Below are 21278 nucleotides of genomic sequence, written 5' to 3'. Positions count from 1 at the left end.
TGACCTGCGGCGTGAAGCGGAGCTGTGGGGGCACTTAAGAACTCCTCGATGGACACGTCCGGCCGTGAGCGGGCACAGTGCGTTACGTTCGATGAGGGGGATGCGCGCCATGAAAGCACTGGTCAAGGAGAGGGCCGAGCCGGGCCTGTCACTGGTCGACGTGCCGGAGCCGGAGGTGGGGCCCGGCGAGGTGAAGATCAGGGTGCTGCGGACCGGCATCTGCGGCACCGACCTCCACATCCACAGATTCGATGAATGGGCCCGGCACACGCTGGAGCTTCCCCTCATCGTGGGACACGAGTTCTGCGGTCACGTGGTCGAGGTCGCTCCCGGCGTCGAGGACATCGCCGTCGGCGACCTGGTCAGCGGCGAGGGCCACCTCGTGTGCGGCAAGTGCCGCAACTGCATGGCGGGCCGCCGCCACCTGTGCCGCAGGACCGTCGGCCTGGGCGTGCACCGCGACGGCGCGTTCGCCGAGTACGTGACGCTGCCCGCGACGAACGTCTGGGTGCACCGGGTGCCCGTCCACCCCGACGTGGCCGCCATCTTCGACCCGTTCGGCAACGCCGTGCACACCGCGCTGTCGTTCCCGCTGGTCGGCGAGGACGTGCTGATCACCGGCGCCGGCCCGATCGGCCTGATGGCCGCGGCCGTCGCCACCCACGTCGGCGCCCGCAACGTGGCCATCACCGACATCAGCGACGAGCGCCTCGACCTGGCCGCCAAACTCGGCGTCTCGCTCGCGCTGAACGTCTCCCGCGCCTCCCTGGCCGACGGCATGCGCCAGCTCGGCATGAAGGAGGGCTTCGACGTGGGCCTGGAGATGTCCGGCAGCCCGGCGGCGCTGCGCGAGATGATCGCCGCCATGACCCACGGCGGGAAGATCGCCATGCTCGGCCTGCCCGCCGAGGAGTTCGCCGTCGACTGGTCGACCGTGGTGACCTCGATGCTGACCATCAAGGGCGTGTACGGCCGCGAGATGTTCGAGACCTGGTACAACATGTCGGTCCTGATCGAGAAGGGCCTCGACCTCTCCCCCGTGATCACCGACCGCTACCCCTGCCACGAGTTCGAGGCCGCCTTCGCGACGGCCGCGAGCGGCCGCACCGGCAAGGTCATTCTTGATTGGAGCGCTTGATGTTCACGAACGTACGCGACCAGCTGCGTGCGACGCTCGACGAGATCACCGAGGCCGGGCTGCTCAAGCCCGAGCGCGTCATCAGCACCCCGCAGAGCGCGCAGGTGAGCGTGGCGGGCCGGGAGGTGCTGAACTTCTGCGCCAACAACTACCTCGGCCTGGCCGACCACCCCGAGGTGGTCGAGGCCGCCAAGCGGGCGCTGGACCGGTGGGGGTTCGGCATGGCCTCGGTGCGTTTCATCTGCGGCACCCAGGAGGTGCACAAGGAGCTTGAGGCCCGGCTGTCGGACTTCCTCGGCATGGAGGACACCGTCCTCTACAGCTCGTGCTTCGACGCCAACGGCGGCGTGTTCGAGACCCTGCTCGACGCCCAGGACGCGGTCATCTCCGACGCGCTCAACCACGCGAGCATCATCGACGGCATCCGCCTGTCCAAGGCCCGCCGCTACCGCTACGCCAACCGCGACATGGGCGAGCTGGAGTCCCGGCTGAAGGAGGCGTCGGACGCCCGCAGGCGGCTGATCGTCACCGACGGCGTGTTCTCCATGGACGGCTACCTCGCGCCGCTGGCCGAGATCTGCGACCTGGCCGAACGGTACGACGCCATGGTCATGGTCGACGACTCCCACGCGGTCGGCTTCGTCGGCCCCACCGGGCGCGGCACCCCCGAGCTGCACGGCGTGACCGACCGGATCGACCTCGTCACCGGCACGCTCGGCAAGGCGCTCGGCGGCGCGTCGGGCGGCTACGTGTCGGGCCGAAAGGAGATCTGCGAGCTGCTGCGCCAGCGCTCCCGCCCGTACCTGTTCTCCAACTCGCTCGCCCCGGCCATCGCCGCCACCTCGCTGCGCATCCTCGACCTGCTGGAGACCACCAGCGAGGCACGCGAGCGGCTGCGGGCCAACACCGAGCGGTTCCGCGGCCGGATGACCGAGGCCGGGTTCGACATCCTGCCCGGCGACCACCCGATCGTCCCGGTGATGATCGGCGACGCCGCCGAGGCGGGGGCGATGGCCGAGCGCCTGCTGGACCTGGGCATCTACGTGATCGGCTTCTCGTACCCCGTCGTCCCGCACGGCCAGGCCCGCATCCGCGTGCAGCTCTCGGCGGCCCACTCCACCGCCGACGTCGACCGCGCGGTGGACGCCTTCATCAGCGCCCGCGGCTGAGGCGTATCCTCGCCGCGTGATAGACACGCGGCGGCTGCGCACACTCCAGGCGGTGGCCGACCACGGCACGGTCACCGCCGCGGCCGCCGCCCTGCACCTCACCCCGTCCGCCGTGTCGCAGCAGCTCGCCGCGCTGGAGCACGAGGTCGGCCACCGGCTGTTCGTCCGCGACGGCCGCGGCGTCCACCTCACCGCCGTCGGCAAGATCATGCTCGGCCACGCCGACGAGGTCCTGGCCCAGCTCGAACGGGCCCGCGCCGAGGTCGCCGACTACACCACGGGCGCGGCCGGCGAGGTGACCGCGGCCTGCTTCGCCACCGCGATCAGCGCCGTGCTCGCCCCCGCCATCACGGCCCTGCGGGTCTCCGCGCCGCGCCTCCAGGTGCGGGTACGCGACGCGGAGGGCGACCAGTCGCTGACCATGCTCCTCGACGGCGAGGCCGACGTGGCGATCGCGGTCGAGTACCGGGGCGCCCCCGACGACCGGCGCCTGTCCCGGGTGTCCCTGTACGCGGAGCCGTTCGACCTCGTCCTGCCCGAGGCGCACCCGCTGACCGGCCGGGACGCCCCCCTGGCCGCGCTCGGCGACCAGACCTGGATCGGCCCGTACCCCGGGAACCCGGTGCACGACGTGATCGCCTTCGCCTGCGAGCGGGCCGGGTTCACCCCCCGCTTCGCCCACTGCTCCGACGACTTCCGCGCCGTGGTCGCCCTGGTGGCCGCCGGCGCCGGCGTCGCCCTGGTGCCCCGGCTGGCCCTGCGCGACATGGCCCTGCGCGGTGTCGCGGTCCGTCACGTGCCGGGCCCGGAACGCCGCGTCTTCGCCGCCGTCCGCCGCGGCGCCGAGCACCATCCCCTGCTCCGGCCCCTGCTGGACACCCTCCGCGACCTCACCGCCTCGTTCACCCCGGACAGTGGTGACCCTGAACGGTGCTGACCCTGAACGATGCTGACCGCGGCCGTACCGGCGGTGGGGCATGATGGCGGCGTGGCGGGACCGTTGATCAGAACGCTCGGGGTGGCGCTGGCCGCCCTGGCCGTGCTGTCTCCTGCGGCCGCCGCGGCCGACGGCGAGGAGCGGCTGTTCACCTTCCGCGACCCGCGCATCACCGAGTCCAGCGGACTGGCCGTCTCGCCCACCCACGACGACGTCTACTACACCCACAACGACAGCTCCGCGCAGCCGGAGTTCTACGCGGTCGGGGCCGACGGCAGGACGAAGGCCGCCTTCCGGCTGCGGGGGGCCGAAGCGCGCGACTGGGAGGCCATGGCGGCGGTCAAGGACCCGGCGACCGGGCGCGGGGTGCTGTGGTTCGCCGACATCGGCGACAACCTCGACGGGGCGTGGCCCGACATCTCCATCTACAAGGTGATGGAGCCCCGCACGCTCGCCGACGCGACCCTGCCCGCCGTCCGCTACCGGTTCCGCTACGCCGACGGGGCCAGGAACGCCGAGGGGATCATGGTCGATCCCCGGACCGGGCGGCTGTACGTGGTGACCAAGGAGTTCGCGGGCGGGGTGTACGCGGCCCCGAAGAAACTGCGCACCGGCAGGACCAACACGCTGCGCAGGATCGGCAGCGCACCGATCATGGCCACCGACGCCGCGTACGCGCCAGACGGGTCGTCGTACGTGATCCGCACGTACTTCTCGGCGACCCTGTACGAGCGTTCCGGCAAGACGGTCGCCAAGGTGCCGATGCCCGAGCTGAAGCAGGCCGAGTCCATCGCCTACACCGGGGACGGCACGGCCCTGCTCACCGGGTCCGAGGGGGCGAGGAGCCCGGTCTACCGGGTGCCGCTGCCGGCGCGCGAGACGCCCACGCCGACGCCGTCCGAGCGGCCCGCTCCGGCGGACACCGGGGCGGCCGCCGAGTCGCCGGGCGGCGGGCTGACGGCCTTCGACGTGCTGGTCTGGCTGGGCGCGGCGACGCTGGCGATCGGCGCCATCGCGCTCCTGGCCCGCCTCACCCGCTGACCCCCGCCGGACCGGCTATGGGCGCATGCCGCTGGTGAACAGGTCGCCGCGCAGGGCCCGTTCGACGGCTTCGATGGAGCGGGCCAGGCGCACCAGCCTGGGCCCCTCCTCGCGGTAGGCGTCGAGGACCGCCTCGATCGCGTGCGGCGGCAGGTGGCCCTTGAGGTCGACCGCCGCCCCCCGGTAGCCCGCGCGGGCTGCCTCGACCGCGGCGTTGACGTGGTGGCGCGCCATCCGGGCCAGCGCGACCGGATGGCGGCGCAGCACCTCGTAGGCGCGGTAGTCGGGCGGGACCGCGTCGAGCAGCCAGGCGACGGCCGACCGCTCCCAGTCGGGCACGCTGGGCGGTCGCACCTCCGCGGGCCATTCGGGCGGGACGTACATGCCCACATCGTACTCATGTTCGATTCGGGGCGGGCTGCCGGGCCTGCCGGGCGCCGCGCCGAAGGCGCATCGTTTTGGATACATTCACCCCTCCTCTACGCGCCGCTGCCGGGAGTAGGCACACTGTCCTGGTGACGGAGAAGATCGGAGTCGTGGGAGCCGGGATCGTCGGCCTGGCGGTCGCGCGCGAACTGGCCGCCGTCAGAGGCGCCGAGGTGACCGTGCTGGACAAGGAGGACCGCGTCGGCGCGCACCAGACCGGCCACAACAGCGGCGTCGTGCACGCGGGCCTCTACTATCCGCCCGGCTCGCTCAAGGCCAGGCTCTGCCGCGAGGGCGTGAGCCTGCTGAAGGAGTACTGCTCCGAGCACGCGCTGCCGTACGAGGAGGTCGGCAAGCTGGTGGTGGCCGCCACCCGGTCGGAGCGGCCGCGGCTGGCGGCGCTGGCGGAGCGGGCCAGGGCCAACGGCGTGCCCGGCATCGCCGAGCTGGACGCGCTCGGGCTGCGTGAGGTGGAGCCGCACGCGGTGGGCGTGGCGGCGGTCCACTCGCCGCGCACCGCGATCACCGACTTCCCCGCGGTCGCGCGCCGGCTCGCCCTCGACGTGGCGGAGCTGGGCGGCTCGGTACGGCTGCGGCATCCGGTCAAGGGCGTCAGGGAGACGTCCAGGGGCGTGGAGGTGGCGGCGGGGACGCACAGGTTCGCCTTCGACCGGCTGGTGGTCTGCGCCGGGCTGGGCACGGACGCCGTCGCCCGGATGGCGGGGCGGCCGGGGACGGTCCGCGTGGTGCCGTTCCGCGGCGAGTACTACGCGCTGGCCGGGACGGCGGGAGACCTGGTGCGCGGGCTCGTCTATCCGGTCCCCGACCCGCGCTACCCGTTCCTGGGGGTGCACCTGACCCGGCACGTGAGCGGGGAGGTCCTGGTGGGGCCGAACGCGGTGCTCGCCGGCGCGTACGAGGGATACACATGGCGAAATTTCCGTAATTTTCATCAGATTATGGCCTGGCCGGGCACGCTCCGCCTGGCCCGCCGCCACTGGCGCACCGGCGTCAGGGAGGTCTACGGCTCGCTCGTCAAGGGCGCCTTCGTCGCGGCGGCCCGCCGGTACGTCCCCGAGCTCACCGCCGATGACCTGCGGCGCGCGCCGGGCGGCGTGCGGGCCCAGGCGGTGGCGCGGGACGGCTCGCTGGTGGACGACTTCGCGGTGGACGTGCACGGGAACGTCGTCCTGGTACGGAACGCGCCCTCCCCCGCGGCCACCTCCAGCCTGGCCATCGCCAAGCACATTGCCGGAATTGTCCCAGCACCCTCCCGATGAGTGCATCCTTGAAGGTGATGGACGCACGCCTGCTGATCGTCGAAGACGACCCGAACATCCTCGAACTGCTCGCCGCGAGCTTGAGGTTCGCGGGCTTCGAGGTGTCCACCGCCAAGAGCGGAGCCGACGCGGTCGCCGCGGTCCAGCGGCAACGCCCCGACCTCGTGGTGCTCGACGTCATGCTGCCCGACCTGGACGGCTTCGAGATCGTCCGGCGGATGCGCAGCGGCGGCGTGCCCACCCCCGTGGTGTTCCTGACGGCCAAGGACGAGACCGAGGACAAGATCCGCGGGCTGACCATCGGCGGCGACGACTACGTGACCAAGCCCTTCAGCCTGGAGGAGGTCGTGGCCAGGATCCACGCGGTGCTCCGCCGTACCTCCGGGGACGCGCAGCCGCCCCCGCCCCGGCTGACGTTCGCGGACATCGAGCTCGACGAGGAGAGCCACGAGGTGTGGCGCGGCGGCCACGCCGTCGCGCTGTCGCCGACCGAGTTCAAGCTGCTGCGCTACTTCATGACGAACGCCGGCCGGGTGCTGTCCAAGCCGCAGATCCTCGACCACGTGTGGGACTACGACTTCCGGGGCGAGGTCGGCATCGTCGAGTCCTACGTGTCGGTGCTCCGCCGCAAGATCGACAACCGTAGCCCGAGGCTCATCCACACCCTGCGCGGCGTCGGCTACGTCCTGCGAATGCCGCCGAGCGGATAATGGCCAGGCTGGACAGGCTGCCGCTCCGGGTCAAGCTCATAGCGTCGATGCTCGCGCTGCTCGGCATCGGCATGTCCTTCATCGGCGTGGTGAGCGTCTCGGTCCTGCACGGCTACCTGCTGGACCGCGTCGACAGCCAGGTCAGCCTGGTCTCCGTACGGGTGCACAAACGGCTCGTCAACGACGCCGAGCGGCGCGCGCGCGGCCGGGAGTCGGTGATCGAGAAGCCGCTGCTCCTCGAGTCCGACACGATCGTGCTGCTGAGGACCCCGTCCGGCGGGCTCACCACCACCCAGTGGGACCGCGACATCGACCAGAAGCCCCGGCCGCGGCTGGAGGACTCGCCGGGGCCCGGCGTCTACACCGCGCCCGCCGTGAGCGGGAAGGGCGAGTGGCGGGTCCAGGAGACCACCACCCCGCACGGCACGTTCGTGGTCGCCACGGACCTGACCGAGGTCAACGAGATCACCCGGCGGCTCGTCCTCATCGAACTGCTGGGCGGCGGCGGCATCGTGCTCATCCTGGCGGTGGTGGGCGTCGCCATCGTGCGGCGCAGCATGCTGCCGCTGGCCGAGATCGAGCGCACCGCCGGCACCATCGCCGCGGGCGAGCTGGGCCGCCGGGTGCCCGACGGCGACCCGCGTACCGAAGTCGGGCGGCTGGCCGCCGCGCTCAACGGCATGCTGGCGCAGATCGAGAGCGCGTTCGCGGCCCGCTCCGCGTCCGAGGAGGCCGCCAGGCGCTCCGAGGACCGGATGCGGCAGTTCGTCACCGACGCCTCCCACGAGCTGCGCACCCCGCTCACCTCGATCCGCGGCTTCGCCGAGTACGGGCGCCAGAACCCGGGCGCCGACCCGGCCGAGCTGATGCAGCGCGTGGAGAACGCGGCCGCCCGGATGAGCCTGCTCGTGGACGACCTGCTGCTGCTCGCCCAGATGGACCAGCACCGCCCGCTCAAGATGCGCCCGGTCGACATGCTGGCGCTGGCCGCCGACGCGGTGCAGGAGGCGCGCATCCTCGCCCCCGGCCGCCAGATCGACCTGGACGTCGTCGGCGGCGCCGCGCTCATCGTCTCGGGCGACGAGGTACGGCTGCGCCAGGTCGTCGGCAACCTGACCTCCAACGCGCTCATCCACACCGAGGAGGGCACGCCGATCACCGTGCGGGTCGGCGCCGGCGACGGCACGGTCTTCCTGGAGGTGGCCGACAAGGGGCCGGGGCTCAGCCCCGAGCAGGTGGACCGGGTCTTCGAACGCTTCTACCGGGCCGACTCGGCCAGGTCCAGGCGCCGCTCGGGCGAAGATCGGGGCAGCGGGCTCGGCCTGGCCATCGTGCAGGCGCTGGTGCAGGCGCACGGCGGCACGGTCGTGGCCAGGAGCGCGCCCGGCGAGGGCGCCACGTTCCGGGTGGAACTCCCACTGGCCTTGGATTGAGCCTTCAGGATTTCCTCAGGTCGCTCGGCCACCCTGGAAGGGTGAGCAAACCCGAGGCGCTGATCATGGTGGTGGACGACGAGCCCAGCATCAGGGACCTGCTCTCGGCGAGCCTGCGTTTCTCCGGGTTCGAGGTGGTCACCGCCGCCGACGGCAACGAGGCCGTCGAGGTCGCCAAGCGGGCCGGACCCGACCTCGTGGTGCTCGACGTCATGCTGCCGGACCTCGACGGGTTCGAGGTGGCCCAGCGCATCGACGCGCCGGTGCTGTTCCTGACCGCCCGCGACGCCACCGAAGACAAGATCGCCGGGCTGCGGGTGGGCGACGACTACGTGACCAAGCCGTTCAGCCTGGAGGAGGTGCAGGCGCGCATCCGCGCCGTGCTGCGCCGCACCCGCGGCGAGGGCGCGCCCACGAGCCGGCTCAAGGTGGCCGACCTGGAGCTGGACGAGGAGGCGCGCGAGGTGTGGCGGGCGGGCCGGCCGGTCCGGCTGTCGCCGACCGAGTTCAAGCTGCTGCACTACTTCATGGCCAACGCCGGCCGGGTGCTGTCGAAGGCGCAGATCCTCGACCACGTGTGGAACTACGACTTCGGCGGCGACGCCGGGGTGGTCGAGTCGTACGTGTCGTACCTGCGGCGCAAGGTCGACGACGTGGAACCCCGGCTCATTCACACGCTCCGCAGCGTCGGATACGTGTTAAGGGAGCCTCCCTCGGGCTAGCTTGACGGTATGGACCTGTTGAGCGCGCTCCAGCGACTGCGCGCCTCGCTCGATCGGGAGCTGTTCCCCCTGGCGATCGGCGAGGCGGCCGACGACCGGCGCGCACTCAAGGAGCTGACGGGCCAGCTCGACGACTACCTGCTGCCCCGGCTGCGCGCCATCGACGCCCCGCTGCTCGCCGTCGTCGGCGGCTCCACCGGCGCGGGCAAGTCCACGCTGGTCAACTCGCTGGTCGGGGAGGACGTCGCCGAGCCGGGCGTGCTGCGGCCGACCACGCTGGTGCCGACGCTGGTCGCCAACCCGGCCGACCGCGACTGGTACCTGGGCCAGAACGTGCTGCCCGGCCTGTCGCGCGCCACCGGCTCAGGGCCCGGCGCGCTGCGGGTCGTCGCCTCCGACGCGCTCGGCGCCGGGCTGGCGCTGCTCGACGCGCCCGACATCGACTCCGTGGTGACCGCCAACCGCGAGCTGGCCGCCCAGCTGCTGGCCGCCGCCGACCTGTGGCTGTTCGTCACCACCGCCGCCCGATACGCCGACGAGGTGCCGTGGAGCTTCCTGCGCACCGCCCGCGAGCGCAGCACCGCGCTCGCCGTCGTGCTCGACCGGGTGCCGGAGGAGGCCGCCGGGCCGGTCACCCGCGACCTGGAGCGCCTGCTGGAGGAGAACGGGCTGGCGGGCGCCCGCCTGTTCACCGTGCCCGAGGCGCCGCTGCCCTCCGAGAAGGCCCGGCTGCCCGCCGAGGCCGTCGCTCCCATCACCGCCTGGCTCTCCGGGCTCGCCGCCGACGCCGCCGAACGCTCCCGGGTCGTCCGGCAGACGCTGTCGGGCGCGCTCGACAGCCTCGCCACCCGCGTCCCCGCCCTGGCCGGGGCGGTCGAACGGCAGGAGGCGGGGTTCGGCGCGCTGCGCGACGTGGTGGCCGGCGCCTACGCGGGCGGGATGGCCGACTTCGACGAGGGCATGCGCGACGGGTCGCTGCTGCGCGGCGAGGTGCTGGCCCGCTGGCAGGACTTCATCGGCACCGGCGACTTCATGCGCTCGCTGGAGAGCCGCGTCGGGTGGCTGCGTGACCGGATCGTCGGCTTCTTCACCGGCCAGATGCCGGAGGCCCGGCTGCGGGACGCGCTGGAGAGCGGGGTCGAGGCGCTCATCAGGGGCTCCGCCGACGCCGCCGCCGAGCGGGCGCTCGAAGGCTGGTCCGCCGCGCCCGGCGGCGGCGGGCTGCTCGACCGGCTCGGCGCGATGGAGTCGGCCCGGCTCGGCCGCGCGGCGCCCGACCTGGGCAAGCGGGCCGAGGCCGCGGTGCGCGGCTGGCAGGAGTACGTGCTCGACCTCGTACGGCAGGAAGGCGCGGAGAGGCGGACCACGGCGCGGATGGCGTCGTTCGGGGTGAACGGGGCGGGGCTGCTGCTGATGCTGGCCGTGTTCGCCTCGACGGGCGGGCTGACCGGGATCGAGGTGGGGATCGCCGGCGGCACCACCGTGCTGTCGCAGAAGCTGCTGGAGGCCATCTTCGGCGACCAGGCGGTGCGCACCCTCACCGCCCGCGCCCGTGAGGACCTGCGGGAGCGGGTGCGCGTGCTGATGGACGAGGAGGCGGCCCGCTTCCTGTCGGTCCTGGAGCCGCTGGAGCCGCCGCGCGGCACGGCCGCCGCCCTGCTGGACGCGGCCCGCACGATCCGCGACCACCGGACGGACCTGCCGCCGAACCGCACCGCCGTCCTCCCCGTACCGGACACGTCCCCTCAGGCACCGACCGACCCCGGCGTGTCCCCGCAAGCCCCGACGGACCCGGGCATCCGGCCCGCGCCGGGCGTGTCACCGCAAGCGCCGACCGACCCGGACATCAGGCCCGTGCCGGGCTCCCGCGCGGGTGAGTCGCCGCCCGCCAGGCGAGTGCCCGAGGGAGGGGACGGGCGGTGAAGCTGCTGCGCCGCAAGGAGCGGCCCTCGCTGGACTCCAGGCTGACCGCGCTGCTGGAGGCGGCCGACCTGGCCGAGGGCCGGCTGCCCGGCGAGGCCGTGGCGGGCGCGCGGACGGTGGCCGAGCGGGCCGGGACCCGGCGCCGCCTGTCCGTCGAGCACACCGTGGCCGCGCTCGCCGGGGCGACCGGCAGCGGCAAGTCGTCGCTGTTCAACGCCCTGGCCGGGGAGGACCTGGCGTCCGTCGGCGTCACCCGGCCCACCACGTCGGCCGCCCAGGCGGCGCTGTGGGACGGCGAGGGCGCCGGGCCGCTGCTCGACTGGATCGACGTCCCGTACCGCCACTCCGCCTCCGCCGGCGACCACCTGAACGGCCTGGTCCTGCTCGACCTGCCCGACCACGACTCGATCCGGCTGTCCCACCGGCTGGAGGTGGACCGGCTGGTGGAGCTGGTCGATCTGCTGGTGTGGGTGCTGGATCCGCAGAAGTACGCCGACGCCGCCGTCCACGAACGCTACCTGCGCCCGCTGTCGGGACACCGCGACGTCATGGTGGTGGTCCTGAACCAGGTCGACCGCCTCCCACCCGACGCGGTGGACCGCTGTCTGAAGGACCTGCGCCGCCTCCTCGACGCCGACGGCCTCACCGGCGTGCCGATCCTCGGCGTGTCGGCCCGGACCGGCGCCGGCCTGGCGGACCTGCGCGCTCTGCTGGCCGGCCGGGTGGCCGACCGCGCGTCCTGGTCGGCCCGCCTGGCCGCCGACGTCACCGCCGCCGCCACCCATCTGGCCGCCGTCTCCGCGGCCCTTCCCCGCACCGCCGCGAACGGCGGCCCTTCCCCTGACGGGCCGCCCGCGAAGACGCTCGCCCTCACGGCCGAACCCGCCCGCGCGCCCGCGCTGCTCCACCACGACGAGCCCGCCCCCGGGCAGGTGTCGCTGCCGGAGGTCTCCGGCGAGACGGCGGAGCTGGAAGGGCCGCTCGTGGCCGCGCTGTCGCGGGCCGCCGGGGTGCCCGTCGTGGTGGAGGCCGTGGCCAAGGGACACCGGCACCGGGCCGTGGTCGCCACCGGCTGGCCCGTCACCCGCTGGGTGCGGCGGTTCCGGCCCGACCCGCTGCGCCGGCTGCGGATCGGGGTGGCCGCCCCCGGTAGGTCTCCCGACCGGGAGCTCATCGGCCACACCTCCGTGCCCGAGGCGTCCGCCATCCAGCGGGCGCAGGTCGACACCGCGATCAGGGACGTCGGCGAGTCCGCCGCCGCCGGGCTGCCCGGCGCGTGGGCGGCGGCGGTGCGGCAGGCGGCGCGCTCGCGTTCCACGGAGCTGGCCGACGCCGTGGACAAGGCCGTCGGCCGGACCTCGCTGGGCGCCACCCGCAGGCCCCGCTGGTGGCGGGTGGTCAACACGCTGCAGTGGCTGGTCTTCGCGGCCCTGCTGGCGGGCGCGCTCTGGCTGGGCGGGCTGTTCGCGCTGGACTACCTGCGCCTGCCCGAGCCGCCCCTGCCGACCGCGGGTGAGGCTCCCTGGCCGACCGTGCTGCTGCTCGGCGGCGCCCTCGCCGGAGTGCTCATCGCCCTGCTGTCCAGGGCGGCCGCCTGGCTGGGCGGCCGCCGCCGCGCCCGCAAGGCCTCCCGGGCGCTGCGCGAGTCCATCGGCCAGGTGAGCCACGAGTACGTGCTCCAGCCCGTCCAGGACGAACGAGACCGCTACACCCACTTCGCCGACGCCGTCACCCGGGCCGCCTCAGTCGGCCGCCGGCCGACGACCACGCCTTGACCCGGCTCGGGGAAACTCGGGCCCAGGCCCGTACCGGACAGCCGTCCCGCGCCTCTGCTCGGACGTCCGGGTCAGCAGCTCTCTCCCGACGAGGTCTCGGATGATGTCCCGAGCCTGTAGACGTCCACATCGAACAGGCGCTGAATGGTCCGGTTATTGACCTCGCCATAGTCCCGCACATGCTCGATGATCTTCCTGTCGATGTCATCCGTCGCGCGGCTGTGGTAGGCGACGGCGCTTCCCAGTCGAGCGATCACGTCCGCCCGGAGCCCGAAGGCTCCTCAATACCGGGACTCCAGTGCTCGGCGCCATGAGAATCAAGTGTCCTGGCGGTCCGGGCGGGCGTCGGTCATCGCGGTGACCAGCATGGGCGCAGCGGTCCCGAGAACACGGCGCCGACCCTATGGCCTGGAGCACACTCCAGGTACCTAGGGTGGAAAGCATGGACTACGTGCATCTCGGACGCAGCGGACTCGAAGTCAGCCCTCTCTGCCTGGGCACCATGAACTTCGGCCCGCACACCTCCGAAGAAGACTCGTTCGCCATCATGGACCGGGCACACGAGCTGGGCCTCAACTTCTTCGACACGGCCAACGTCTACGGCTGGAAGAAGGGCGAGGGCGTCACCGAGAACATCCTCGGCCGGTGGTTCGCGCAGGGAGGCGGCCGCCGCGAGAAGACGGTGATCGCGACCAAGCTCTACGGTGACATGGGCGACTGGCCCAACGAGCGGAGGCTGTCGGCGCTGAACATCCGCCGGGCCTGCGACGCCTCGCTCAAGCGCATGCAAACCGACTACATCGACATCTACCAGGCTCACCACATCGACCGGCACACGCCGTTCGACGAGTTCTGGGAGGCGATGGAGGTGCTGCGCCAGCAGGGCAAGATCCTGTACGTCGGATCGTCGAACTTCGCCGGCTGGCACATCGCCAAGGCGCAGGAGTCGGCGGCCCGGCGCGGCTTCTTCGGCCTGGTGAGCGAGCAGAGCCACTACAACCTGCTGACCAGGGCGGTGGAGCTGGAGGTGCTGCCCGCCTGCCAGGACTACGGCCTGGGCGTGATCCCGTGGAGTCCGCTGGCCGGCGGCCTGCTCGGCGGCGTGCTGCGCAAGATGGACAAGGGCCGCTCGGCCGCCGACCGCATGCTCAAGGAGCTGGACAGGCACCGCGACAAGATCGAGCGGTACGAGAAGTTCTGCGACGACCTGGGTGAGGACCCGGCGCACGTGGGGCTGGCCTGGCTGCTGAAGCAGCCGGCGGTGACCGCGCCGATCATCGGCCCGCGCACGCTGGAGCAGCTCGACGGCACCATGCGCACCCTGGAGATCGAGCTGGACGGCGAGGCGCTGGCCAAGCTGGACGAGATCTTCCCGGGCCACCGCACCGCGCCGGAGGACTACGCCTGGTAGCGGCGCGTCAGGTCACCAGCGCGCCGATGATGACGATGAGCATGAGGAGGCCGAGCACCAGGGGCAGCAGCCAGGAACGAGGACGGTCCACGCCTGGAGCCTAGCCGGGCACGGCGGGTGCGAGCGCCCACTCGTCCAGTGAGGCGTACCGCACCCGCGGCCCGGGCTCGCTCTCGACCAGCCGGATCGTCTCCGCCCGCCAGGCCGAGCCGGTGAACCCGGCCAGCGACTCGACGAGCGGGCGGAGGTCGGTCTCGGTCTTGGCCCTGGCGAGCGTCAGGTGGGCGTGGAAGCGTTTCTCGTCGGTGTGTCCGGCGCCGGCCCGGCGGCCGGCCGCCCTGACGGAGTCGGCCAGCCGGACGATCGAGTCGCCCGACAGGCCGGCCCAGAACACCCGCGCGCGCCGTACGGACGAGAACGCGCCGAAGCCGGTGAAGGCCAGGGCCGGCACGGGGTGGCGGGCGGCGGCGCGGGCCAGGCGGGCGCGCAGGTCGGGCAGCGCCCGTTCGGGCACCTCGCCGAAGAAGGCCAGCGTCACGTGCCAGGTGGCGCGTTCGGGCCAGCGCAGCCCCGGAACCTGCCCGACGTGCGGGGCGATCGCGCGCTCGAGCTCGTCGAGCACCTCGTCGGGCGGCACCAGGGCCGCGAAGAGCCTCATGACTCCAGTGTGTCGTGCCTCACGTGGTGACCGGCACGGCCCGGCGCCGCGCGACCCGCCCGGTGATGAGCCTGGTGACCAGGACGGCCATCGCGGTGCCCGCCAGCACGAACAGCCCGGCGAAGACGGCGCCGGCCCTGGGCCCGCCGATCTCGGACAGCCAGCCGACCAGGGTCGCCCCGATGGGCGAGCCGCCGACGAAGACCAGCATGTAGATGCCCATGACCCGGCCGCGCATCTCGGGCGAGGTGGCGAGCTGGACGGCGGCGTTCGCCGCGGTGTTGACGGTGATCAGCGCGATGCCCGCGGGCACCAGCAGCGCCAGGTAGGCCAGGTAGGACGGGGCGAGCCCGGCCGCGACCTGGAACACGCCGAACGCGATCGCCCCGGTGAACAGCACCTTGCGGGAGATCGTGGACCGGCGGGCGGCCAGCAGCGCCCCGGCGAGCGCGCCGACGGCGAACATGCTGGAGGCCAGCCCGAACGAGCTCGCCCCCGCCTGGAACTCCTCGCGGGCCATCAGCGCGATCGACATCGAGAACGCCTGCGAGAACATCGACACGAAGGCGATCAGCAGGATCGGCATCAGCAGCTTCTCGTGCCGCATCACGTACGCCAGCCCTTCGCGGAGCTGGCCCTTGGCCCGGGGCACCGGGTCCGACGGGTGCAGCTCGGAGGCGCGCATGAACACCAGGCTGGAGATCACCGCGGCGAAGGTGAGCGCGTTGATCAGGAAGAGCGGGCCGGTGCCGCCGAGCAGGTAGATGAGCATGCCGGCGACGGCCGGGCCGACGACGCGGGCCAGGTTGAAGCTGGAGCTGTTGAGCGCGATGGCGTTGGGCAGGTCGTCCCTGCCGACCATCTCGACGACGAACGCCTGCCGGGTCGGCACCTCGACGCAGGAGATCATGCCGAGGGTGAAGGCCATGACGTAGACGTGCCATTCCTGGGCGGCGCCGGTCATGGTGAGCACGCCGATCGCGAGGGCCAGCACGGCCATCATGGTCTGCGCGGCGATCAGCAGGGGCCGCTTCGGGTAGCGGTCGGCGAGCACGCCGCCGAACATGCCGAACAGCAGCATCGGCAGGAACTGCAGGGCGGTCGCGGTGCCGAGGGCGGCCGCGCTGCCGTGGGTCAGGTCGAGGATCAGCCAGTCCTGGGCGGTGCGCTGCAGCCAGGTGCCGACGTTGGAGACCGCGCCGCCGATGGCGAACATGCGGTAGTTGCGGATCTTGAGCGACCGGAACATCCCGGTCTCGGGTTCTTCGGGCTCTAGATCCTGCTGAGCTTCTCCAGAATCGGCGCCGCCTGACGGAGAATCGCCCGTTCTCCGGGCGACAGCTCCTTCAGCTGCCGGGTCAGCCACGCCTCCTTGCGCGCCCGCTCCTCCTTCAGCAGCTCCCTGGCGGCCTCGGTCACGGTCACGGTCACCTGGCGCCGGTCGCTCGGGTGCGGGCTGCGCGAGAGCAGGCCGCGCTCCTCGAGCGCGGCGATCACGCGGGTCATCGAGGGCGGTTGCACCTTTTCGAGCTCGGCCAGCTCGCTCGGTGATATTCCGTCGTGCCGTTCGACGGCGGCCAGGGTCGCGAACTGCGTGGGGGTCAGCGGGTGTGCCGCCGCCTGCCGGCGCAGCCGCCTGTTGAGCCTGGCCAGCGAAACGCGCAACGCCGATGCCAGACCGGCGTCGCTGCGCAGATCCATCTTGAGCTGGAGTCTTGTTAGCATGAGTCATTACCTTTGCTAACTATACCCGACCGCGGGATATTTCCGGGCCGCCGCTCTCGCGGACGGCGGCCCGTACCGGTTGTCAGAGCCCCAGCATGACCTTGATCGGGCCGAGCGCGAAGTACAGCACGAACAGCGCCGCGACCGCCCACATCAGCGGGTGGATCTCCCGCACCTTGCCGCGGACGACCTTGATGAGCACGTACGTGACGAACCCGGCGCCGATGCCGTTGGAGATCGAGTACGTGAACGGCATGAGCACGATGGTGAGGAACGCCGGGATGGCGATCTCGTAGTCGGTCCAGTCGATGTCGCGGATCGCGGTCATCATCAGGAAGCCGACCACCACCAGGGCGGGCGCCGCCGCCTCGTACGGCACGATCTGGACGAGCGGCGCGAAGAAGATCGCCACCAGGAACAGCAGGCCGGTCACCACGCTCGCCAGGCCGGTCCGCGCGCCCTCGCCGACGCCGGCGGCCGACTCGACGTAGGTGGTGTTGGACGAGACCGAGCCGGCGCCGCCGGCGACGGCGCCGAGCGAGTCGACGAGCAGGATCTCACGGGTGCGCGGCAGCGTGCCGTCCTCCCCCACCAGGTCCGCCTGGCGGCCGACGCCCACGATCGTGCCCATGGTGTCGAAGAAGTCGGTGATGAGCAGCGTGAACACGAACAGCACCGCGAGCAGCAGGCCGGCGGAGCTGAAGGCGCCGAACGGGTCGAACTCGGCGAACAGCACGAGCGGGTTGTTGAACCCGAAGACCTCGCTGGGCCAGGCGGGCACGTTGAGCTGCCAGCCGCCCGGGTTCTCCTGGGAGGAGGCGCCCGAGCCGGTGACCGCCTCGACGATGATCGCCAGGAGGGTCGTGCCGATGATGCCGATGAGGATGGCGCCCTTGACCTTGCGCGCGACCATGGCCGCGGTCGCGAGCACGCCCACGACGAACACGAAGATCGGCCAGGAGGAGAGGTTGCCCGCGATGCCCATCTCCAGCGGCGGCCCCGCGGCGACCCGGCGCACGAAGCCCGCGTCCACGAAGCCGATCAGCGCGATGAACAGGCCGATGCCCACGCTGATCGCCGTCTTGAGCTGGGAGGGGATGGCCCGGAACACCGCGACCCGAAGGCCGGTCAGCACCAGGATGCCGATCACGATGCCTTCCAGGAAGATCAGGCCCATGGCCTCTTCCCAGGTCATCAGCGGCGCGATGTTGAAGGTCACGAAGGCGTTCAGGCCGAGGCCGGCGGCCAGCGCGAACGGCACCCTGGCCACCACCCCCATCAAGATGGTCAGGATGCCCGCGACGAAGGCGGTGCCCGCGGCCACCAGCGCCACGTTGGGCGTGGTGCCGTCGCCGATCACCTCGCCCTGGATGTCCTTGCCGTTGGCGATGATGATCGGGTTCAGCACCACGATGTACGCCATGGTGAAGAACGTGGCCAGGCCACCGCGCACCTCGCGGGAGACGGTGGAGCCGCGTTCGGAGATGGAGAAGAAACGGTCTATAGCAGTACGGGAGTCACTCACGGCGAAACTGTGACAGTACGGACGTTACGCCAAAAGTGCTGGTAACCGTTTCGAGATGCGATTGAAGCTAGGCTGAATGGTGTGACGCAGCAGTGGCGCCCCGACCCCGAACCGATCAAGACCAACGACACCGCCACGGTCGCCGTGGGCACCGCCCTGTGGGCGATCGCGCTGGTGACCTTGCTGATCTTCCGCCCCGCCCCCGAGAACTCGTGGTGGATCTGGACCTGCCTCACCGGTGTGGGCTTCGGCCTCCTGGGCCTGTGGATCGTCCAGCGCCGGGGCGACGACCAGCAGTGACCGCCCGCTCCGCCACGACGGGGCAGAGCGGGCCGGGGACTCACGACAGGTCGGCCTCCGCCAGGAGGAGGGGCACCGCGGACGGGTCGCGCAGCATGGCGGCGACCGCCAGCCGGTCGTTCCACTGGCCGGTGGCCCAGGCCAGCCCGCGGGCCAGGCCGTCGAGGCCGGCGCAGTGGACGGCTCCCTCGTAGAAGCGCCACGCGCAGCCCACGCCGTCCACCAGCAGCTTCTCGTGCTCGACGTAGGTCTCCGGAGCCGTCGGCAGCAGGGAGCGCACCTGGGGCGGCACCTGCCGGGTCTCGCCGGACGACGTCACCTCGCCGGAGGCCACCTCACCGGCCAGCGGCAGGTCGAGCAGCTCCGACAGGGACTCGGCCAGGTCGTACGGGGCCAGCACCAGCGGCCGGTCGGTGACCAGTTGCAGCAGGTCGGGCGCCTCCACCACGACGACGTCCTCGGCGTCGGCCACCACGATGTCGCCGCCGAGGACGGCCCGCACCCGGGCGGGCGGGGCCACCCGGTCCGGCTCGACCGCCGCCAGCGCCATCCAGAGCGAGCGCAGCTGGGCCCGGTCGACCTCGATCGACTCGTCGGCCATGAGGTCGAGCAGTTCCTCGGGACCGCCATGGGAGTCGAGGAGGTCGGCGAGCGTGCCGCGCACGCCGAACATGGCCAGCGCCCCCTCGTCCAGTCCGCCGGGCGCGTCCGCGTACAGGCCCTGCAGCAGCGGATCGGCGCCGGGCAGCCGTAGCTCGCGCGGCCTGCGCCCGTCGAGCACCGGGTGGCCGGCCAGCCACCAGGCGGTGTAGGAGGGCACCTCGACGCCCTCGATCCGCAGCGGGTGGAGGGCGGCCCGCAGCGGCGGCCGGGTCAGCAGCCGCAGCGCCGCCGGCCAGTCGGCGACCAGCTCCAGGTCGCGCACCGCGACGAAGTCCGGCACCACCGGCGGCACGTCCAGCTCCGGCAGCAGGTCGAGCACGTGGTCGAGCCACTCCTCCTCGCCGTCGAGGTCGTGGTCGCACTCGTCACGGTCGAGCAGCACGTCGGAGTCGTGCACCACGGCGAACCCGTCGAGCACGCCCGCCGCCTCCAGCACCCGCGGCCCGTACGTCTCCTCCAGGTCGCGGGCGGCCACGCCGAGATGGGTGTCGGGCTCCAGCAGCCCGGCCAGCGCCCCGTCGGCCAGCATCAGCTCGCCCGCCGGGTAGAGCTCGCCGTCGGCTCCCGGCAGCGCCAGCTCGGCCAGCCACGGCGCCTCGCCCGGCGTCAGCCCCGCCGCCCGGACCAGGGACAGCACGGCGTGCGCCACCAGCGCCGGGTCGGGGCTGTCGAGCGACTGGGCGACGGCGGCCTTGGTGATCGGGTCGTCCAGGATGGTGCGCGGGGTGGCCTCGGCGGCGCCCAGCCGCAGCAGCGCGGGGTGGGCGGCCTCCGGATGCACGATGCGCAGCCCGAGAGGCGTCAGGTCGAGCCCGGCGCCGCCCTCGGTCAGGATCAGCGTGCCGCGCGGGCCGCGCACCAGCCGGCCGTCGGCCAGCGGCACCGGCAGCGCGCCGAGCGACTCGGGGTCGTCGGCCGGCAGCACCTCGTACAGCGCGTGCCACCACGCCGGGTCGAGCCCTTCCACCGCCTCCCCCGACAGCAGGTCGACCACCTCGGACAGTTCGACCCTGCGCACGCCCAGCGACGTCATCGCGGGATGGCGGGCGGGCCAGCCCGCGGGCAGCAGCCCGGGGACGAACCCCGCGACGGCGTCGAGCAGCGCGGCCGACCCGGCCACCACGGCGGCCTCGCGGCCCGCGACGACCCAGCCGTCCGCGCCCGGCTCCTGCGGCGGGTGTTCGACCCGCCACTCGGCGTCGGGCTCGTACACCTCGGCGTCGGCGAACGAGGGCGTCCGCACGGCGGGCGCGGGCGCCGACAGCGCGGGCAGCAGCGGCGTGCCGGGCAGGCGCTGGAGCACGGCGCGGCGGACACGCGCGTCCAGCTCCCCCTTGCCCATGTACGAGGGCACCAGGTCGAGCAGCTTGGGCGTGCGCGGCAGCTCCTCGACCAGCCGGACGTAGGCGTCGGCGGCCTTCTCGACCAGGAAGTCGGTCAGCGGCCCCTTGGCCACGTGGCGGCGGTCGGTGGCCATCGGGAACGAGGCGATGAGCAGCGCGGGCAGGTCGATCGGCTCGTCGCTGGGCGTCGGCGCGTGCACGACCGGCGGCACCGCGGCGGGCAGCGGCCCCGGCTCGCCGGTGCCGGTCAGCGGCACCGCCCAGCGGACCGACCAGAAGGGCCGCGCCCGCTCCTCGGTGGGCCGGTCGGCGAACAGCTCCGCCACCTGCTCGGTGGAGAACCGGCCCGACTCGGTGACGACGTGCCAGCCGTCGGCGGTGACCGTGCGGAGCTCGCCGTCGAGGTCGATCTCGATCGTGGACAGGGCGGGCATGCCCAGCGGCAGCGCCGGGCCCGTCTCCTCCAGCATGCGCCGGACCGCCAGGGCCGACGCCTCGTCCTTCAGCGGCAGCCGTACCAGGGTGTCGAACCCGTCGGGCACGTCGAGCGGGTCGGCCTCGAACGGCAGGCGCAGCAGCGGCACGTGCCCGGACCGGGCGGCCAGCTCGGCCGCGAGCCGCGGCACCGCGCCGGCCAGCTCGGCCGTCCGCGCCCGCGACCAGCACACCGAGGCGGAGCCGCGCGAGCCGATGGCCGGTTCGTCGCAGACCGACACGACGGCCGCGAACCCGACGCCGAACCGGCCCGCCGCGCCCGCCTCGTCCCGCTTGCCGGACACGCGCAGCGTGGCCAGGCTCTCCACGCCGGTCGCGTCGAGCGGCGCGCCGGTGTTGGCGGCCGTCAGCAGGGCGCCGCGCAGCGTCAGCCTGAGCATCCCCGGCACGCCGGCGCGCAGCGCCGCGTCGGCGGCGTTCTGCGCCAGCTCCACGATCAGCCGGTCGCGGTAGCCGCCGAGCGCGAAGTCCTCCTCGGCGTTGGCGTCCTCGCGGAACCGGGCGGGCGACGCCGTCCACGCCGCGAGCACGGCGGCTCGCATCCGGTCGGTGCCAAAGGTGTCGGTCATCGGTCACGATCCTGTGTTCGAACGGTACGGGGCCA

Annotated in this window: 19 protein-coding genes; 12 read left to right on the top strand and 7 right to left on the bottom strand. The window is 72.9% G+C overall.

Annotated elements, in window-relative coordinates; all coding sequences use genetic code 11:
• Window positions 1–109 precede the first annotated feature (109 nt).
• The 4 genes from tdh to ACQEUU_RS28945 are packed head-to-tail and all read left to right on the top strand — an operon-like array spanning window position 110 to window position 4285.
• The gene (tdh, locus tag ACQEUU_RS28960; RefSeq protein ID WP_433072166.1) at window positions 110–1138 is read left to right on the top strand and encodes an L-threonine 3-dehydrogenase; all 1029 of its coding nucleotides are present in this window, start codon (window positions 110–112) and stop codon (window positions 1136–1138) included.
• Window positions 1138–2307: a glycine C-acetyltransferase gene (locus ACQEUU_RS28955; RefSeq protein ID WP_433072164.1), complete on the top strand. Its 1170-nt coding sequence runs from the start codon at window positions 1138–1140 to the stop codon at window positions 2305–2307. The genes tdh and ACQEUU_RS28955 overlap by 1 nt, the downstream gene beginning before the upstream one ends.
• Before the next feature lie 16 nt (window positions 2308–2323).
• A complete protein-coding gene (locus ACQEUU_RS28950; RefSeq protein WP_433072162.1) occupies window positions 2324–3244 on the top strand; it encodes a LysR family transcriptional regulator in 921 nt (306 codons plus the stop codon).
• Window positions 3245–3295: 51 nt separating this feature from the next.
• A complete protein-coding gene (locus ACQEUU_RS28945; protein ID WP_433072160.1) occupies window positions 3296–4285 on the top strand; it encodes a hypothetical protein in 990 nt (329 codons plus the stop codon).
• A 15-nt stretch (window positions 4286–4300) separates the two neighbouring features.
• On the opposite strand, the gene ACQEUU_RS28940 is transcribed toward ACQEUU_RS28945, so the two are convergent.
• Window positions 4301–4669 (bottom strand): hypothetical protein, encoded by a 369-nt coding sequence (locus tag ACQEUU_RS28940; protein WP_433072158.1) that lies wholly within the window; start codon window positions 4667–4669, stop codon window positions 4301–4303.
• 128 nt (window positions 4670–4797) lie between these two features.
• Between ACQEUU_RS28940 and lhgO the strand changes: the two genes are divergently transcribed.
• The 6 genes from lhgO to ACQEUU_RS28910 all read left to right on the top strand — a co-directional run bounded on the left by lhgO (window position 4798) and on the right by ACQEUU_RS28910 (window position 12554).
• Window positions 4798–5991 carry an L-2-hydroxyglutarate oxidase gene (gene lhgO / locus ACQEUU_RS28935; protein ID WP_433074396.1) on the top strand — a complete coding sequence of 398 codons (1194 nt, stop codon included), beginning with the start codon at window positions 4798–4800 and terminating at the stop codon, window positions 5989–5991.
• Between the two features lie 17 nt (window positions 5992–6008).
• Window positions 6009–6701: a response regulator transcription factor gene (locus ACQEUU_RS28930; RefSeq protein ID WP_433072156.1), complete on the top strand. Its 693-nt coding sequence runs from the start codon at window positions 6009–6011 to the stop codon at window positions 6699–6701.
• Window positions 6701–8134, top strand: a complete 1434-nt coding sequence (locus ACQEUU_RS28925; RefSeq protein WP_433072154.1) for a sensor histidine kinase — start codon at window positions 6701–6703, stop codon at window positions 8132–8134. Before ACQEUU_RS28930 ends, ACQEUU_RS28925 begins: the two co-directional genes overlap by 1 nt.
• Before the next feature lie 65 nt (window positions 8135–8199).
• Window positions 8200–8856 (top strand): response regulator transcription factor, encoded by a 657-nt coding sequence (locus ACQEUU_RS28920; protein ID WP_270155127.1) that lies wholly within the window; start codon window positions 8200–8202, stop codon window positions 8854–8856.
• 9 nt (window positions 8857–8865) lie between these two features.
• On the top strand, window positions 8866–10779 hold the full coding sequence (locus ACQEUU_RS28915) for an ABC transporter (RefSeq protein ID WP_433072152.1): 1914 nt from the start codon (window positions 8866–8868) through the stop codon (window positions 10777–10779).
• A complete protein-coding gene (locus ACQEUU_RS28910) occupies window positions 10776–12554 on the top strand; it encodes a GTPase (RefSeq protein ID WP_433072151.1) in 1779 nt (592 codons plus the stop codon). The genes ACQEUU_RS28915 and ACQEUU_RS28910 overlap by 4 nt, the downstream gene beginning before the upstream one ends.
• Before the next feature lie 71 nt (window positions 12555–12625).
• On the opposite strand, the gene ACQEUU_RS28905 is transcribed toward ACQEUU_RS28910, so the two are convergent.
• Window positions 12626–12811, bottom strand: a complete 186-nt coding sequence (locus tag ACQEUU_RS28905; RefSeq protein ID WP_433072149.1) for a hypothetical protein — start codon at window positions 12809–12811, stop codon at window positions 12626–12628.
• Window positions 12812–12996: 185 nt separating this feature from the next.
• Here ACQEUU_RS28905 and ACQEUU_RS28900 point away from each other — a divergent pair, with 185 nt between their 5' ends.
• A complete protein-coding gene (locus tag ACQEUU_RS28900; protein WP_433072147.1) occupies window positions 12997–13965 on the top strand; it encodes an aldo/keto reductase in 969 nt (322 codons plus the stop codon).
• 100 nt (window positions 13966–14065) lie between these two features.
• Here the strand turns inward: ACQEUU_RS28900 and thpR are convergent, their stop codons facing one another.
• From thpR to ACQEUU_RS28880, 4 genes are all read right to left on the bottom strand, one after another.
• On the bottom strand, window positions 14066–14623 hold the full coding sequence (gene thpR, locus ACQEUU_RS28895; protein ID WP_433072145.1) for an RNA 2',3'-cyclic phosphodiesterase: 558 nt from the start codon (window positions 14621–14623) through the stop codon (window positions 14066–14068).
• Between the two features lie 19 nt (window positions 14624–14642).
• The gene (locus tag ACQEUU_RS28890; RefSeq protein WP_433072143.1) at window positions 14643–15872 is read right to left on the bottom strand and encodes an MFS transporter; all 1230 of its coding nucleotides are present in this window, start codon (window positions 15870–15872) and stop codon (window positions 14643–14645) included.
• 23 nt (window positions 15873–15895) lie between these two features.
• Window positions 15896–16348 carry a MarR family winged helix-turn-helix transcriptional regulator gene (locus tag ACQEUU_RS28885; protein ID WP_433072142.1) on the bottom strand — a complete coding sequence of 151 codons (453 nt, stop codon included), beginning with the start codon at window positions 16346–16348 and terminating at the stop codon, window positions 15896–15898.
• 82 nt (window positions 16349–16430) lie between these two features.
• Complete coding sequence (locus ACQEUU_RS28880) at window positions 16431–17873, bottom strand: NCS2 family permease (protein WP_433072140.1); 1443 nt, start codon at window positions 17871–17873, stop codon at window positions 16431–16433.
• 81 nt (window positions 17874–17954) lie between these two features.
• On the opposite strand from ACQEUU_RS28880, the gene ACQEUU_RS28875 reads away from it, so the two are divergent.
• Entirely contained in the window at window positions 17955–18173 is a 219-nt protein-coding gene (locus tag ACQEUU_RS28875) for a DUF2530 domain-containing protein (protein WP_433072138.1), read from the top strand.
• Window positions 18174–18213: 40 nt separating this feature from the next.
• On the opposite strand, the gene ACQEUU_RS28870 is transcribed toward ACQEUU_RS28875, so the two are convergent.
• The gene (locus tag ACQEUU_RS28870) at window positions 18214–21243 is read right to left on the bottom strand and encodes a sacsin N-terminal ATP-binding-like domain-containing protein (protein WP_433072136.1); all 3030 of its coding nucleotides are present in this window, start codon (window positions 21241–21243) and stop codon (window positions 18214–18216) included.
• Window positions 21244–21278: the final 35 nt, after the last annotated feature.

This window comes from Nonomuraea sp. CA-218870, from assembly GCF_050936535.1.
Lineage (GTDB): Bacteria > Actinomycetota > Actinomycetes > Streptosporangiales > Streptosporangiaceae > Nonomuraea > Nonomuraea corallina.
The sequence above is the reverse complement of the archived record's forward strand: the minus strand, read 5'-3'. Positions and strand labels throughout refer to the sequence as shown.